The 14,909-nt window shown below is 40.8% G+C and carries 19 protein-coding genes; 13 read left to right on the forward strand and 6 right to left on the reverse strand.

Annotated elements, in window-relative coordinates; all coding sequences use genetic code 11:
• Positions 1-21: 21 nt before the first annotated feature.
• Positions 22-579: a hypothetical protein gene (locus AN394_RS08445; protein ID WP_054563128.1), complete on the forward strand. Its 558-nt coding sequence runs from the start codon at positions 22-24 to the stop codon at positions 577-579.
• A gap of 48 nt (positions 580-627) precedes the next feature.
• On the opposite strand, the gene AN394_RS08450 is transcribed toward AN394_RS08445, so the two are convergent.
• From AN394_RS08450 to AN394_RS08465, 4 genes are read right to left on the reverse strand one after another with little or no spacing between them, the layout of a single operon-like run.
• On the reverse strand, positions 628-1,362 hold the full coding sequence (locus AN394_RS08450) for a phytanoyl-CoA dioxygenase family protein (protein WP_054563129.1): 735 nt from the start codon (positions 1,360-1,362) through the stop codon (positions 628-630).
• A gap of 3 nt (positions 1,363-1,365) precedes the next feature.
• A complete protein-coding gene (locus AN394_RS08455) occupies positions 1,366-1,947 on the reverse strand; it encodes a uracil-DNA glycosylase family protein (RefSeq protein ID WP_054563130.1) in 582 nt (193 codons plus the stop codon).
• A 19-nt stretch (positions 1,948-1,966) separates the two neighbouring features.
• The gene (locus AN394_RS08460; protein WP_054563131.1) at positions 1,967-2,329 is read right to left on the reverse strand and encodes a VOC family protein; all 363 of its coding nucleotides are present in this window, start codon (positions 2,327-2,329) and stop codon (positions 1,967-1,969) included.
• Between the two features lie 9 nt (positions 2,330-2,338).
• The gene (locus tag AN394_RS08465) at positions 2,339-3,031 is read right to left on the reverse strand and encodes an aspartate/glutamate racemase family protein (RefSeq protein ID WP_054563132.1); all 693 of its coding nucleotides are present in this window, start codon (positions 3,029-3,031) and stop codon (positions 2,339-2,341) included.
• 201 nt (positions 3,032-3,232) lie between these two features.
• Between AN394_RS08465 and AN394_RS08470 the strand changes: the two genes are divergently transcribed.
• Genes AN394_RS08470 through AN394_RS08480 form a run of 3 tightly spaced genes read left to right on the forward strand, consistent with a single transcriptional unit; the run spans position 3,233 to position 5,507 of the window.
• Positions 3,233-3,577, forward strand: coding sequence for a hypothetical protein (locus AN394_RS08470; RefSeq protein WP_206004023.1), 345 nt, complete (start codon positions 3,233-3,235; stop codon positions 3,575-3,577).
• A complete protein-coding gene (locus AN394_RS08475) occupies positions 3,574-5,175 on the forward strand; it encodes a PepSY domain-containing protein (RefSeq protein WP_054563133.1) in 1,602 nt (533 codons plus the stop codon). The genes AN394_RS08470 and AN394_RS08475 overlap by 4 nt, the downstream gene beginning before the upstream one ends.
• Complete coding sequence (locus tag AN394_RS08480; protein WP_054563134.1) at positions 5,172-5,507, forward strand: DUF3325 domain-containing protein; 336 nt, start codon at positions 5,172-5,174, stop codon at positions 5,505-5,507. The genes AN394_RS08475 and AN394_RS08480 overlap by 4 nt, the downstream gene beginning before the upstream one ends.
• Positions 5,508-5,717: 210 nt before the next feature.
• On the opposite strand, the gene AN394_RS08485 is transcribed toward AN394_RS08480, so the two are convergent.
• Positions 5,718-6,251: a lipocalin family protein gene (locus AN394_RS08485; protein ID WP_054563135.1), complete on the reverse strand. Its 534-nt coding sequence runs from the start codon at positions 6,249-6,251 to the stop codon at positions 5,718-5,720.
• A 105-nt stretch (positions 6,252-6,356) separates the two neighbouring features.
• On the opposite strand from AN394_RS08485, the gene AN394_RS08490 reads away from it, so the two are divergent.
• From AN394_RS08490 to AN394_RS08535, 9 genes are all read left to right on the forward strand, one after another.
• On the forward strand, positions 6,357-6,806 hold the full coding sequence (locus tag AN394_RS08490) for a YaiI/YqxD family protein (protein WP_054563136.1): 450 nt from the start codon (positions 6,357-6,359) through the stop codon (positions 6,804-6,806).
• Positions 6,803-7,345, forward strand: a complete 543-nt coding sequence (locus AN394_RS08495) for a DUF6942 family protein (protein WP_055021239.1) — start codon at positions 6,803-6,805, stop codon at positions 7,343-7,345. Before AN394_RS08490 ends, AN394_RS08495 begins: the two co-directional genes overlap by 4 nt.
• A gap of 70 nt (positions 7,346-7,415) precedes the next feature.
• On the forward strand, positions 7,416-7,784 hold the full coding sequence (locus AN394_RS08500) for a response regulator (RefSeq protein ID WP_055021240.1): 369 nt from the start codon (positions 7,416-7,418) through the stop codon (positions 7,782-7,784).
• A gap of 25 nt (positions 7,785-7,809) precedes the next feature.
• Complete coding sequence (locus AN394_RS08505; protein WP_150114722.1) at positions 7,810-8,622, forward strand: ABC transporter substrate-binding protein; 813 nt, start codon at positions 7,810-7,812, stop codon at positions 8,620-8,622.
• 142 nt (positions 8,623-8,764) lie between these two features.
• Entirely contained in the window at positions 8,765-10,462 is a 1,698-nt protein-coding gene (gene ggt, locus AN394_RS08510; protein WP_082422963.1) for a gamma-glutamyltransferase, read from the forward strand.
• 566 nt (positions 10,463-11,028) lie between these two features.
• Positions 11,029-11,373, forward strand: coding sequence for a hypothetical protein (locus AN394_RS08515; RefSeq protein WP_055021242.1), 345 nt, complete (start codon positions 11,029-11,031; stop codon positions 11,371-11,373).
• Between the two features lie 112 nt (positions 11,374-11,485).
• Positions 11,486-11,827, forward strand: a complete 342-nt coding sequence (locus AN394_RS08520; protein WP_055021243.1) for a hypothetical protein — start codon at positions 11,486-11,488, stop codon at positions 11,825-11,827.
• Positions 11,828-11,938: 111 nt separating this feature from the next.
• Complete coding sequence (locus tag AN394_RS08525) at positions 11,939-12,289, forward strand: hypothetical protein (RefSeq protein WP_055021244.1); 351 nt, start codon at positions 11,939-11,941, stop codon at positions 12,287-12,289.
• A gap of 723 nt (positions 12,290-13,012) precedes the next feature.
• Entirely contained in the window at positions 13,013-13,438 is a 426-nt protein-coding gene (locus AN394_RS08535; RefSeq protein WP_055021246.1) for a hypothetical protein, read from the forward strand.
• Between the two features lie 807 nt (positions 13,439-14,245).
• Here AN394_RS08535 and AN394_RS08545 read toward each other — a convergent pair.
• Entirely contained in the window at positions 14,246-14,908 is a 663-nt protein-coding gene (locus AN394_RS08545) for a class I SAM-dependent methyltransferase (protein ID WP_054563147.1), read from the reverse strand.
• Between the last annotated feature and the right edge of the window lies 1 nt (position 14,909).

Below are 14,909 nucleotides of genomic sequence, written 5' to 3' on the forward strand. Positions count from 1 at the left end.
TTTGAAAGAAAGGAGATCACGATGAAAGCACTATTTATTTCTATGAGCCTACTTGCGATGAGTTTTTCTAGCTTCGCAGAAGATATTTCTGAAAATCAGCTACAGCGTTACATTAAAGCCCTTCCTGCAGTCGTTAATTGGTCACAAAGCCAATCTGAGTTAGATACTGTAAACCTTGGTGGTATGCTAGGTAGTTCTGATGGTGTTGACAGTTCGTCAGTTATGGATGCGCTGGGTCACATCAAAAAGCATGAGCTTTATACTGAGTTCGAAGCCCTTACCAAACAATATGGTTTCACGCCAGAGCAGTTAGTTACTGTTGGCTCAGAGGTATCAATGGCGTATTTAGAAAACCTTAAAGCGGGTATGTCAGAAGAGAACAAGCAACGTGTAAACCAAGCAATGAGTGGTTTACAAAGCCTTACGGCATCATCATCTGATGCGGGTACTCGCTCAATGGCAGGTGCTTTAGAAGGTGTTAAAGCAAGTACTGCAACAGCAGATGTTAGCGAAAGTAACGTTAACTTAGTTAAGCAGTATATGCCGCAGTTAAAAGAACTGTTCGCAATGTTGCAGTAACAGCACTATCAAATAAAGAAAGCGGCGAGTGAGCCGCTTTTTTTATGCTTACTTGAATACCATAGCGTTTTTTAGATGCTGCTTTTGTTGTGCAGTTGGTAAAAATCCAGTTTGTACAAATTCATTAAGGCTTGGGTGACGTTCAAAGTACAAAATATCTAGGGCAAAACGATTCATACCGTACAAGCCCCGATGGATCATATTTGCCGAAAATATGAGTAAGTCACCTTTTTTGAGTGCTACACTTTTACCACGAGTTAGTGAGTCACTATTTCGAGCGCCCTGCTGTTCTAATCTAACTGTTAACTCTTCATCAGAATCCCAGTTTTTATGACTGCCTGGTATTAGTTCTATTCCCGGTTCATCTTCAAAAGCAACGCGGCAATGTAACACTTCAGGGCCGCTAAGAGCGGCCTTTTGCGCATCAAGCTCTAAGTGATACTGCATATCGCGATGCCAATAATTTGCCTGTTTAGGGTTGTAAGGGTTAAAGAATAGTTGAGTATTCATAAACTGGGGCTCAGCAACAATGCCCTTAACCTGTTTCAATAGTGTGTTGGCGCTGACAAACTCAAAAAGAGTAAACTTTTCCTCAATACTTAAACATGCAGCACCAGTCAAACCTGAGCTATTAATCCCTCTGGATTGGTAAAAAGATTGGTTTTCTTGCAACCAGTGATGATGAAATTTATTGAGAATTGCCCTTACCTTGCTAAGCTCACTCTCTGTGTAAAGGCCCTTTACATGGTAGTAGCCGTTTTCAGCAAAAAAGTTATTTTCCATTTTTTACCTTGCTAAAATTGCACGTATTTTACTACTAAGCTCAGGCAATACTTGTTGCTCAAACCACGGATTTTTCTTTAGCCAGATATTATTGCGAGGGCTTGGGTGAGGAAGTGGCAAGTAATTTGGCCAATATTCACGCCACGATTTTACTAACTCAGTTAAGGGTAGCTGCTTAGTGTGGGGTAAATGATATGCCTGCGCGTACTTACCTAAGATAATGGTGAGCTCAATATTATTTAGTTGCGCTAAGAGCTTTTCACGCCATGCAATCGCGCACTCTTTTCTTGGCGGTAAATCACCTGATTTTCCTTTGCCCGGGTAACAAAAGCCCATCGGCAAGATAGCAAAATTGCGCTCATCGTAAAACTCATCGCTTGTTACACCAAGCCAAGAACGAAGCCTTTGCCCGCTTGCATCATTAAAAGGTTTGCCACTTTCATGTACTTTAATTCCCGGTGCTTGACCAGCAATTAAAATGCGAGCCTGTGGATTAAACTGAATAACGGGCCGCGCTCCGAGTGGTAAATGAGGTTCGCAGATCACGCATTTACTAACTTGTTCTAATAATGATTGAGTACTCATAAGTTAGTAAAAAGATGATCTATGCTTGCTTTGACCAAACTGCTAACTCATTACCACTTGGCTCTGTGAAGTGAAAACGACAGCCTCCAGGAAAATCAAACAAGGACTTAATAATTGTGCCGCCGTGTTTTTCTACCTGTGCTTGAGTCTCTTTAATATTATTTGAATAAAGCACCAGTAGCGCGCCGCCATTATTGGTTAAGCTAGTTAATGGGGCTTGATAAAAACCGCCATCAAGGCCCGCTGATTCAGCGCTAAAGGCCGTGTATTCAGGGCCATAGTCGGTAAATTGCCACTTAAAAACCTGATGAAAAAATGCCTTTGTTGCGGCTAAATCTTTAGCAGCAAATTCAACATAATTTAAGCTATGGTGGTTCGACATGGTGTGCTCCTAATTTAAACTATTCTCAAGCGCCATAGCGCAATGAAGTGTTGTACTATCAAGTAATGGAACAGATGTATCTGATTGTTGAACTAACAGCGCTATTTCGGTGCAACCAAGAATAATGGCTTCAGCACCTTGCTGAGTTAGATCATCAATAATGGTTAAATACTCAGCTTTAGATTCTGGGCTGATGATGCCTTTACATAGTTCATCATAAATCACACGATGCACTGTTTCACGCCCCTGTGTATCAGGAATTAACACATCTATGGCGAATTTATCAGCTAGGCGTTGCTTGTAAAAGTCTTGTTCCATAGTGAACTGGGTGCCCAACAAAGCCACTTTTTTAAAGTTATGTTGGATCAGGTTTTCACCAACTGCATCTGCAATGTGTAACAAAGGAATTGTAACAGTTGCTTGTACTTGCTCAGCGAGTTTATGCATTGTGTTGGTACAAATTAATAAATAATCAGCGCCAGCGGCTTCAACTTGCTTAGCGGCTTTAATCAGTATCTCGGCCATCTGTGGCCAATCTTGTTGCTGTTGAAGCACAGCTATTTCGGCAAAATCGAGGCTAACGAGTACTATCTTGGCACTATGCAGCCCCCCAAGTTTGTTTTTAACACCTTGATTTAAAAGCTGGTAGTAACTTTGTGTAGACTCCCAACTCATGCCACCGATTAAGCCTATTGTTTTCATTGCAGCTCCCTTTTTATTTACTTAACACCATATGATATTGCACAGAACAAAGCTAGCAGATCATTATTTTACTAACAGATCGATTTAGTTGGTTGTGTTTCATTATTTAATACGTGCATGCAAATGATAACTACTATCTTTTCTGTTTGTCGACGATATAATACGGGGTTTTCTTCTCGTGTTATTTTTTAAGGGATTATCATGCATTCTCAATCATTAGATGCAGTGACTACCAATCGCCCTAAAAATACAGCTAAAAAGCGCTCTGTAAGCCTATCTTATCGTGTTGCTGTGTTTTTGCGTTTCGTTGCAGCCATCATTGGTGGTTACGCCTTTACCAGTGTGCTTATTTCATTACTAGCTGTGTTATTACCACTTAATAAACTCGACAGCGTGCTGTTAACCACGACTCTATCGGTATTTTTTTACTGTTGTGTATTTATTTGGGTGTTTGCAGTTAAGTCTTTAAAGACTGTTTGGATCACTATTTTACTAACAACTGGTGGGCAATTGCTGGCCCTTTCATTGATTAAGGATTGGTTATGAAAGAGAGCTTTTTCCGCTCAATGACTTGGCTTCATACCTGGGTTGGCTTGCTGGTATGCTGGTTACTGTTCTTAATCTTTTTTGCTGGCACCATCAGCTTTTTTAAAGATGAAATCACTATTTGGGCCAAGCCTGAAACGCACTATGTGCAGCATCAAGCACAACGGGTTCAGTCTCAAGCCGAGCAAATTAATTATGTGTTTGCGCAATTACAGCAACAGGCACCTAATTCATTATCTTGGCGGATAAACTTACCTGAGCCACGTAACCCTGTTTTAAGCTATGGGTATGCTGAGCCTAAACAGCCAGGCCAGCGCCGAGCACCTTTCAACTATACACATCTAGACCCTAATACCTTAGAGCAATTACCCGAACCTCGGGAAACTAAGGGGGGTAACTTTTTCTATCGCTTACACTTTGATTTACATTACATAGATGTATTTACTGCACGGATAATTGTTTGTTTAGCCTCATTATTTATGTTGGTAGCGCTTATAACAGGCATCGTGATCCACAAACGTATTTTTAAAGATATGTTTAGCTTTAGAGCAAACAAAGGCAGCCGAAGCTGGCTCGATGCACACAATGTTTCGTCAGTGCTGGCACTGCCATTTCATATCATGATCACCTACACGGGGATTATCACGCTGATATTTATGCTGTTCCCCTATCCTGCCGAGACTGTATATGAAAATGGCTTAAGGCAATTGTTTGATGAGGCATTGCCTATTAATAAACGTGCAAAGCCCAGTGAAGAGCAGCGCCCTATGGTGGCAATCAAAGATGTGTTAGATCAGATTTATACTAAGTCACCGAATGCCGACATTAGCTACGTGTTTGTTAGAAATGCCAATACAGCGACCTCACAAATAGTGGTTTATTTGGCAACTGGCAAAGAGGTTGTAGATAACGGACCACGCTACTTATTTAGTGGTGTAACAGGTGAGCTTGAAGCGAGTTCTGGGGAAGATTGGAGCGCTTCGGCGCAGTTTTATGACTCAATGACGGCATTGCATAGCGGTCGTTTAGCCGAGCCGTTGCTGCGTTGGTTGTATTTTTTCTGTGGCGTAGCTGGCTGTGCAATGATAGCTACAGGCTGCATCATGTGGGCAAGGCGCTTACGCGAGAGGCTCAAAGCAGAGCAAAAACCAAGCTTTGGTTTAAAGCTTGTTGAAAGTCTTAATTTAATAACTTTAATGGGCTTACCGCTAGCAACTTCAGCGTTCTTCATTGCTAATCGTTTATTGCCTTTAGAGTTAGCTGGGCGTGCCGATAAAGAAATACTCGTGTTTTTCTTAACTTGGCTTGCGGTTGCGCTTCCGGCTGTGAGTATTATAGAAAAACATCATTGGCGCTATTGTGCATGGCTTAACGCTGCTGCTTGTTTATTAGTACCTGTGGTAAATGCGCTGACAACAGATGGCAATTGGATCACATATTTACTAACTCAGCAGTGGGACTTATTCGGTATTGATAGTGCGTTTATTTGTGCTGGGCTGCTGTTTTTACTACAAAGCAAAAAAATACCTAGGCATAAAACCGCTACAAATAAGACTAAATTAAATAAAAACAAGCTGTTAAAGGAGCAACAAGGATGATGGAGTTACTGCAATTTAGTCTCTGCTTTTTTGGGTTTAATTGTTTTGCTCTTGCAAAATTCAATCACTTTCGTGATGTATTTAAAAAGAAATTAACCGAAAAACAGCGAAGTAGCTTTTTATTCAGCGGCTGGATCAGTATTTTACTAAGTTTGGTGCTTTGCGTGCTGTCAGATGCTGGGTACGGCGCATTGCTATTTTGCGGTTATATGGCTTTAAGTGTACTTATGCTCATGATTTTATACAGTTTTACTGTTTCATGGGTAAAGCATGTCAGTGTATTAACTATGTCTGTTTTGCTGTTGAGTGGCTTTTCGGTGATGATTTTGTAGTGTAGTTAGTAAAAAACTGATCTGATACCAATTTGCAATAATGCTTAATTGAGCAAATAGTAAAAAAAATGGGTAGGCAATGCCTACCCAAGCAGGGGATTAAATTGGGGGATCACATGTTGTTTCAAATTAACGACGCTAAGTTTGCCTAGTATCCATTACAGTTGTGTTGCACATTCGTGATAGTTTAAAGACAGTTGTAAAGCCCCTTTACAAGCTCTCATGGTCAACATAAATAAGCTCGTCTGTTTTAAAACCATATTGTTTTGCTGTGTTTATAAAGTCCTGCATTTGCTGTTCTGTAACGTTAGGAGTGCGCGACAAAAACCATAAATACTCTTTGTTATAGCCAGTAATATAAGCGTATTGATAGTCTTGCTTATCTAATTCAAACACTACATATGAGCTATAGAATGGCCCAAAGAATGATACCTCTAGATGACCTATGTCTTGTTGCTCTGCAAACTTCGCTTTACCTTCAGCTTGCTGCCATTCTTTATCTTCAGCGCTGTAACCTTTATTGATAACTTTTACACTGCCATCAGGGTTAATAGAGTATTCAGCGGTAATGCCTTCAAGGCCGCGTTCAAATGAATGATCTAAACGTGCAATTTCGTACCAGGTCCCTGTGTATTTGTTTAACTCAAAATTATCGACAGGTTTGATGTTGTCTGGCACGCCTGTACACGCAGATAAAATGGCTGTGATGCATAAAACCCCGATTAACTTTAATGATGTTTGCACGTTTTTACTCCCTCTAAAAAATTAAACAAATTAATACGTTAATAGCACTAATTTAGTTCAATTACGGTAAACTATTAATGTCTAAAATTAAAGATTGAGAACAGCATGAAGATTTGGGTTGATGCAGACGCCTGCCCCGTCGTTATTAAAGAAATATTATTTCGTGCCGCAGAGCGCACGCAAACCTTTACCACATTAGTGGCGAACCATGCGATGCGAGTACCCCCTTCAAAGTATATTAGCCGTTTACAGGTATCTTCTGGTTTTGATATTGCCGACAACGAAATCGTTAAACGTATCGAGCCAAATGATTTGGTGATCACCGGTGATATTCCTTTAGCAGCTGAAGTTATCGAAAAAGGCGCACAAGCGCTTAATCCGCGCGGTGAGTTATATACGACCGAAAATATTCGCTCACGTTTAAACGTTCGTGATTTTATGGAAACAATGCGCTCAAGTGGCGTTGAAATGGCCGGTGGCCCTCCGCCGTTAAGCCAAGCTGACCGCCAAAACTTTGCAAATAACTTAGACAGAATCCTCGCTAAAAAGTCATGAGTATCGATAATAGTGGGCCACTGCAAGGTTTTGGTGATGAGGAGTTTAAAGTCGCTGTTTATTTAGAAAAGCGCCCGCCGATGCCTGCTTGGCAACAACTTGACCATTTACATGCAATGCAACCCGGCCAAATAAACGAAATAAACCAAGCATGTGGCAATGGTTGGCGCAAAGTTTTTAATGTGTATGGCAAAGTACTTTTTGCACTACCAAGTGAATGTTATGATTTTGCTAAAAGAGCGGCTGATTGGCAGAGCTTTCGCGATGGACAACTACTGCAAGTACATAGCCAAACTGCATTACTGTTTAGCCCACCGATATTAGGCAAACCAGAGCAATTACATATAATTGCAGGGCGAACCCATGCTAAGCAGCTTATAAATGACGGGTTTTTGGATTGCCAATTAATATGGCTTGATGATGAATTTGCTATTAGTAAATCTGATAAAGTGATTGTTTGCCCCTATTTTGATTACCGCCAGTTGAGCAACATTAAAATTGCACGACTTAGCCAGCTAGTTGCAGATATTTTTTCTTAGTTTCTGGTTTATTGCGTTATTGAGTTAGCAAACTAAGCTTTAAATACTGTAAAACTTAATAGTACTCTAGATGAAAATATTGGTCGTCGACGATATGCCACTTATGCGCCACGTGTTGATAAACATGTTGCGTAGGCTTGAATATAAGGATATAACGGAGGCGACAGATGGCGCTCAAGCGTTTGATTTACTCGAAAAACACTGCTTTGATCTGGTGATTACTGATTTGCATATGCCGAAAATGGATGGCAAATGTTTGCTTAATCATATTCGCGAAAACCCAGTCCTAAGTGATTTACCTGTATTGATGGTAACCTGCGAAGACAGTAAACAAACAGTAAGCGAGATGATCACAGCAAAAGTGAACGGTTTTATTATTAAGCCTTTTTGTTTAAATACACTGCAAAAGCAGTTAAGTCGAATTGTTAAACCAGAATAACCTGCAACAACTGGAGTTAAGAGCGATGTTTAAGCATTTAACAATAGTGAGTTTATTCACTGCCAGCACTGCCATGGCGAGTGCTGAACAATTGACTTTATACACCGAAGTATTCCCTCCCTATAACTTTGTGCAGCACAATCAACTCACCGGTATTAACACCAAAATCATGGAATCTTTGTGTGAAAGAGCCAAGTTGAGCTGTACGTTTAGTGTATTGCCTTGGAAGCGCGCAATGTCACTAACACTCGCCCAACCCAATGCTGGAATTTATTCTACTTCACGCACCGCAAAGCGAGAAACTCAATTTTACTGGGTTGGTCCTTTGGTATCTGGGCATTCATGTTTATACCGTTTAAATAACCGTAACGACATTAAAGTGACAAGTACACAGTCGTTGCAAAACTACACCATTGGCGTATCTCGTGGTGATGTTTATCAAACAGTTCTTGCTGATTTTAACCTTGCTGAAGGCCAGCAATTTTTAACTTACTCAAAAAAGTTTGAAGAGCTAAAAATGTTTAAGCAAGGCAAGCATGACTTGCTGATTGGCTCCTCTCTCACTCTTTCATCACAGTTGATGAATGTAGGTATGAGCCCAGACCAAGTCACGCCGGTATTTGAGTTAAAGCATCCTGCCTTAGTGGGTAATTACTTAGCACTTAACAAAAACACATCGCCAGAGGTGGTAACTAAGCTGCAACACGCCCTCGATACCATGAAGGAAGAAAACCTGATTGACTCTCTTGTTGATCAGTTTGTAGCAGAGGATATGCACTCTCACGGCGAAACATTGACAGTTGCACAGCAGTGCTTAAATGGTTCTGCTATTTACTAAATTGGAGTGGTTTTAGGTAAGTTAGCCGCTGTTTTTCTTATTTTTGAAGTCAATCGTGATTTTTCGCGCTAGAACGCAAAGCCATTGCCTCATCTTTAATTGCTTTTTATAGTGATAAAAATAACAAAAAGGGCAAAAAATTATGAAACCAACTCCACTATTTAAAAGCTTAGTGCTAGCAGTATGCCTAGGCGCAACAGGCGCCTCTCAAGCTTACGATCGAATCACAGGCCATAACTTTGCTAGTCGTTCTGAAGTCATCGCACAATCAGGTATGGTTGCAACATCACAGCCGTTGGCTACGCAAGTGGGCTTACAAGTATTAAAAGACGGTGGTAATGCCATTGATGCAGCTATTGCGGCAAATGCAGTGCTTGGTCTGGTTGAACCGACTGGGTGTGGAATTGGTGGCGATTTATTTGCCATTGTTTGGGATAACAAAAGCAAGCAACTTTACGGTTTAAATGCCTCTGGTCGTTCACCACAAAGCTTGTTTTTTGATACTTTAAAAGCACAAGGTGACTACATTCCTGCTTATGGGCCATTGCCTGTGTCGGTACCTGGTGCAGTAGATGGTTGGTTTGAGTTACATAAAAAGTTTGGCAAAACACCAATGAAAGCCTTACTCCAACCAGCTATCGACTATGCTGAAAATGGCTTCCCTGTGTCTGAACTGATTGCTTATTACATGCAAAAAAGTGTGGCTGCACGAGGTAAATACCCAGGCTTTAAAGATGTTTATATGCCTGATGGGGCAATGCCAGAAAAAGGGGAAATCTTTAAGAACCCTGCCCTTGCAAACACCTATCGCAAAATTGCCAAAGGCGGCCGCGATGCCTTTTACAAAGGCGATATTGCTAAAGAAATTGGTCGCTATATGAAAGAAAACGGCGGCTACTTATCGTATGAAGATTTAGCTGCCCACCATAGTGAATGGGTTAAGCCTGTGAGCGCCGATTATAGAGGATATACGCTTTGGGAATTGCCACCAAATGGCCAAGGTATTGCTGCACAGCAAATTCTGAATATTCTTGAAGGTTACGATATCAAAGCAATGGGTTTTGATAGCCCTGAATACGTACACACCTTTGTTGAAGCGAAAAAACTCGCGTTTGCAGATCGTGCAAAGTATTACGCCGATCCAGCATTTAACACCATTCCCGTACAAACACTTATTTCGCAGCAATATGCTGACCAAAGACGCAAACTGATAGACCCTAACAAAGCTGCAAAACGTGACCACGCAGGCCCAGTAGAAGGCGATACTATTTATATGACGACCGCCGACAAAGACGGCAACATGGTTTCGCTTATTCAAAGTAATTACCGTGGCATGGGCTCAGGTATGACACCTGCAAAATTAGGTTTTGTATTGCAAAACCGTGGCGAAATGTTCGCCCTTAAAAAAGGCCACATGAACCAATATGAGCCAGGCAAACGACCATTCCATACAATCATTCCTGCGTTTGTTACCAAAGATGGTAAGCCATATATGAGTTATGGCGTAATGGGCGGCGCAACACAGCCACAAATGCACGCTCAAATACTTATCAACATGATTGATTTTGGCATGAACCTGCAAGAAGCTGGTGATGCACCACGTATTCTGCACACAGGTTCATCGCAGCCAACCGGTGAGATCATGGAAGACGGCGGTTTTGTTAGCTTAGAGTCAGGTTTTTCAATGGAAACCCGCCGTGAGTTAATGAAAAAAGGTCACACCTTACAAGACGCCGTTGGCCCATACGGTGGTTATCAAGCAATATTGAAAGACCCGAAAACCGGCGTTTATTACGGCGCATCTGAAACCCGTAAAGACGGACAGGCCGCTGGGTATTAGGTTCTCGGAAGTTAGCGAGTTTCAAGAGTAAAGTTAGCGAGTTAAAAGAGCTGTCAGCTATCAGCCGTCAGCTCTCAGACTCAAAAACATCAGCTAGCGAGTTTCAAGAGTAAAGAGTAAAGTTACATCGCGTAGGCGTGAAATTTATTTCGCGCGATGGTTTATGGCCCGTATGTTGGGTAGAGCGGAGCGAAACCCAGCAAGCTAGTGAGTTTCAAGAGTAAAGTTAGCGAGTTAAAAGAGCTGTCAGCTATCAGCCGTCAGCTCTCAGATTCAAAACCATCAGCTAGCGAGTTTTGAGGTAGCAGCGATTTTACATCGCGTAGGTGTGAAACTTATTTCACGCGATAGTTCATGGTTCGGTAACTCCCAACCACATACCCTGCAAATATGATCAGAATCAGCGTAGAGCCATTTTTCTTTCTGAATATATTTAGTACCAATAAAAATTTACAGTTAGCAATGCATTCCGTTATTTGTTAATAATAGATTTATTAAGTATATGAGCGTGATATCGACAAAAAGATGTGCGAAGCGCGCGCTATTAAAGTCACATAGGAATCGCAGTGAAGTCTGAAATTGAAGCATGGATTAAGCAGATAAGTGATCGTCCCGAGGTTAAGGCAATAAACATAGGATTGTTTCAAACTGGAAGTGTTTATCAAGCATATTTGATCGGTTCTTTTGAATACGATCCAGAAGATGATGATTGGGCATGTAATGAAGATTTTGTACCAGAATATAGGTATCTTGAGCTACCCGGTACAAGCGAACTTGGTTGGGAAACTTTATTAGATTTAGTTTCAAAGTCCATTTCTGAAATTATTGCTGACAACGCTGATAACATTCTTAATCATGTTCCTGTTGTTACTGTCGGGTTTGATGATGGAAATTTGATCAGGATTAAGTGACTTATAACAACCGTATGAACTTGTTTCCTTCGGCCACTCAGACAAAAACACGGCGCTGCTTCGCAATTATAGCGCAGCACCTTCTCCCTTTATGGGGGAGTAGGCATACTCTATGATGCAGATTAATAAAAATAGAATCGAGATAAATGGAAATATTGTTGAATTGCCATACTCAATTTTGGAAGCCAAGGAGTTAGACCAGAGCATTTTAGTTATTTTCGACTACATGGAGTTTTCCCAAAATTCCGTAGCACAAAATTTCCAATGTATAAATCTAGATGGCTCTGTATTATGGCTAGCAGAAAACCCTACAACTCAGAGTACAGATGCTTATGTTAACTTTACAAGTATAGACTTAAACGGTAATCAGGTTGTCGTAAATAATTTTGCAGGCTATACATGCACAATAGACCTAGCTGATGGTAAGTTACTAAAAGGTGTGTTTTCAAAGTAGCGCCTAACAAGAAGCTTGAAATAGATACGAACGCTTGGCTTGCGCTCGTTTGTCACTAATTTTAGCCCATATTTTCACCCGCAAATCGGGTGTTACATGCAAAGGATATTCATGCTCAGATTCTTAGTTTTAAGTTCTCTTTTAGTAACCTCAATTTATTCCACAGAGGTTCAAGCTGACTGCGATATCTCTGGTATTTGGAAACATTCAACTAAGCCAGCAAAATTGCTAGTCGACTTAAGTAAAGGCGAAATCTCTGTTCATTCTCATGATAACAATGTTAAAGCAGTCGGGTTAGTAGTTTTAAAAGGCCTTAAGTCTGGTTTAACTTCAGCAAATTGGGATGCAAAAATGTATAGTGCAGCTCAAGATTCATTTGTCGATGTTCAAATAATATCTGAAGGTTGTAATCAATTAAGTGTTAACTTTAACGGTGAGGAGGTTTTAGCGCTTGCCAGATAAAAGTATGTTCAAAAAGTTAATGCAACGTGTTGAGACTAAACTAGCTATTAAAAACTCAATTAGCGTAAAAGTTAAAATTACGTATAAGATCATAGCTTCATTACTTTTTTGCGTTGCTTGCCTAACTTACGAAGATAATTCTATCGTATTCATTGCTTCAATAGTTGGGTTAATTGGAGTATGGATTTATCTCCAAATACTTTATTACTTATCCACAGATAAAGATTAAAGTACATATTAAAGCTCATTAATTAATGGATGTCTAAAGCCTGGCTAACGCTCCTTCACCGCTAATTTTAGCCAAGGATTTTGTGCTGCTTAACACGGCGTTATATGTCAGGAAGAACAGTTTCCAAATTTTACTTATGCTGTTTATGTGTCAGGAGTTGTTGATTGCTAGAGTTTATTTCTGAAATTGGGAGCAGTTTTAAGTGGGTCTACCGTGGCTGGCTATATTTTCTATCGTCGTCATATCAGCAAAGAGTTCTCATTGAGTATTCAAAGTGTGGCGCAGTATGGAAGGTTTTTGACATTATTATGAGTGTCTTGTTTATGGGCTTAGAAATACTTCTAGTTTTTTATTTAACTAGGCAACTTTAGGCATTGTCATATAACAAACTACTTAAACCGCTTGCGGGTTCGTTGGGGCAGTAACACATGTTTAGCCAAGCTTAAAAGTAGCCCCTACTGGAGCTTGGTAGCTAAGGAAAGTAAGGCATTGAAATGACCTACAAAGAATTTTATTACAGTATTGATTGCAAGTTTCCTTACCATCAAGAATGGGAGTGGAAGCAAATTATTGATCAATCAATTGAAATAGGTGAAGACGCGCCTTTTCTAGTGCTTCACGAAATATGCAGAGTTCCTGCCTCGGAGAAACTAGATCAAGCAAAGCATATGGAAATATATAAATATTGGAAGCAATCGTTTGCCAGCCCAGTGCAGGACATCGTTGAAGCTGCTTCTCTTTCATACATCAACAAAACTGAGGTCTCAGACTCCGAAGCACTGGGTATAATGGAAGAACTTTCAGCGTTTCCAAAATCCTATAATGCGCTTCAAGTTGTCTTGTTTTCTTGTCCAGATGATAATGAGTTGGTCGAAAAAAAATATGAAAGCATTGTAGCTCAGTGGAAATCGGCTACTTAACAAGTAACTCAAAAGGACACAAAACCGCTGGCTTGTGTCTCTTCATCGCCAATTATAGCCAGCTATTTTTTGCTTCTTAGTTGAGCGTTAGGTAACAGGAAATGGGAACTGAAATACTTGTATTGACTTACTTAACGACTCCATTGATATTTGTGATCAATATAGCCTTGTTGTTTAAAGGCAAATTCCCCAATTCAAAAGCTCTAGTGCTATTGCTTCTAAATGTTGTTTTCATGGGCTATTTTATCGTGCCAGGACTATTCAGTGAGCACTTTATCCAAGCCTACTTCGTAGGTGGCTTTTTTCTCATTCCATTTCAAATTATAGCGGTATTAGTTGCTAAACTATTAAGCTGTAAAATCAGCAAGTTAAAAGAGTTAAATAACATAAATCGCGCGAAATAAATTTCACGCCTACGCGATGTAACTTTACTCTTTCCCTTTGAAACTCGCTAACTTGTTGGGTTTCGCTGAGCTCTACCCAACCTACAAGCCATCGCGCGAAATAAATTTCACGCCTACGTGTTGTAGCTTTACTCTTTCCCCTCGTAGCTCGCTAACTTGTTGGTTTCAATCTGAGAGCTGACGGCTGAAAGCTGACAGCCCTCTTAGCTCGCTAACTTGTTGGGTTTCGCTCTGCTCTAGCTAACTTACAAAACATCGTGCGAAATAAATTTCGCGCCTACGCGATGTGACTTTACTTTTTCCACTTGTAGCTCGCTAACTTTCCCCTTTCCCCTTGAAACTCGCTAACTTGTTGGTTTCAACCTGAGAGCTGACGGCTGAAAGCTCACAGCTCTAGTTACTCCTAACTCCCAACCACATACCCTGCAAAACCAAGCACTTTAAAATACTGTTTTGGGGTGCTGAAGCGGGTTTCATTCATTAACTCTGCAAAACGAATTCGGTCTAATGGGTAAAACTCGTGCTCTAGGTTGTGGCGCATGCGTTCTACGCCGACTTCGGTTAAACCTAACTGTGTACACAGCTGTAGTTGAGATTCGCGCTCAAAAGTGGTTTCTGGGCGCATTAAATCGGCAATGTATAAGTCGCTCGATTTCTTAAGCTTGCTGTGAATCGCTTTTAATAGCGTTTTTTTATCGCCGTTATCTTCAACAAAGTGCATTACCAGTAAACACAGTGCGGCGTCACATTGAGTGTCGATGTCCTTGATATCACCGCAGTGTACTGTTACGCGATCGCTAATGTTATGCTGGCCAAACTGTTGCTCGGCAATATCGAGCATGTCTTGTGAAATATCTTGAGCAATAAATTGCCAGCTTGGTTTTAGCGCCGCTAATTCGATGATTTCTTTACCAGTTCCGGCACCAACTACTAAAATGCACGCATCATCGCTCAGCGTGGTTGCTAATTGGGCTGCGGTTGCTTGATGTAATAGCTCATAACCTGGAACTAGGCGCAAAATGCGTTCGTCGTAGTGATTTGCTTCTTCGTGATTAAAAGTTGGCATG

Origin of the sequence: Pseudoalteromonas sp. P1-26 (assembly GCF_001401795.1) — a bacterium.
GTDB lineage: Bacteria > Pseudomonadota > Gammaproteobacteria > Enterobacterales > Alteromonadaceae > Pseudoalteromonas.

Bases quoted from the DNA above. Each gene is read 5' to 3' on its own strand.
- AN394_RS08445 (WP_054563128.1), top strand. From the start codon at position 22: ATGAAAGCACTATTTATTTCTATGAGCCTACTTGCGATGAGTTTTTCT.
- AN394_RS08450 (WP_054563129.1), bottom strand. From the start codon at position 1,362: ATGGAAAATAACTTTTTTGCTGAAAACGGCTACTACCATGTAAAGGGC.
- AN394_RS08455 (WP_054563130.1), bottom strand. From the start codon at position 1,947: ATGAGTACTCAATCATTATTAGAACAAGTTAGTAAATGCGTGATCTGC.
- AN394_RS08460 (WP_054563131.1), bottom strand. From the start codon at position 2,329: ATGTCGAACCACCATAGCTTAAATTATGTTGAATTTGCTGCTAAAGAT.
- AN394_RS08465 (WP_054563132.1), bottom strand. From the start codon at position 3,031: ATGAAAACAATAGGCTTAATCGGTGGCATGAGTTGGGAGTCTACACAA.
- AN394_RS08470 (WP_206004023.1), top strand. From the start codon at position 3,233: ATGCATTCTCAATCATTAGATGCAGTGACTACCAATCGCCCTAAAAAT.
- AN394_RS08475 (WP_054563133.1), top strand. From the start codon at position 3,574: ATGAAAGAGAGCTTTTTCCGCTCAATGACTTGGCTTCATACCTGGGTT.
- AN394_RS08480 (WP_054563134.1), top strand. From the start codon at position 5,172: ATGATGGAGTTACTGCAATTTAGTCTCTGCTTTTTTGGGTTTAATTGT.
- AN394_RS08490 (WP_054563136.1), top strand. From the start codon at position 6,357: ATGAAGATTTGGGTTGATGCAGACGCCTGCCCCGTCGTTATTAAAGAA.
- AN394_RS08495 (WP_055021239.1), top strand. From the start codon at position 6,803: ATGAGTATCGATAATAGTGGGCCACTGCAAGGTTTTGGTGATGAGGAG.
- AN394_RS08500 (WP_055021240.1), top strand. From the start codon at position 7,416: ATGAAAATATTGGTCGTCGACGATATGCCACTTATGCGCCACGTGTTG.
- AN394_RS08505 (WP_150114722.1), top strand. From the start codon at position 7,810: ATGTTTAAGCATTTAACAATAGTGAGTTTATTCACTGCCAGCACTGCC.
- ggt (WP_082422963.1), top strand. From the start codon at position 8,765: ATGAAACCAACTCCACTATTTAAAAGCTTAGTGCTAGCAGTATGCCTA.
- AN394_RS08520 (WP_055021243.1), top strand. From the start codon at position 11,486: ATGATGCAGATTAATAAAAATAGAATCGAGATAAATGGAAATATTGTT.
- AN394_RS08525 (WP_055021244.1), top strand. From the start codon at position 11,939: ATGCTCAGATTCTTAGTTTTAAGTTCTCTTTTAGTAACCTCAATTTAT.
- AN394_RS08535 (WP_055021246.1), top strand. From the start codon at position 13,013: ATGACCTACAAAGAATTTTATTACAGTATTGATTGCAAGTTTCCTTAC.
- AN394_RS08545 (WP_054563147.1), bottom strand. From the start codon at position 14,908: ATGCCAACTTTTAATCACGAAGAAGCAAATCACTACGACGAACGCATT.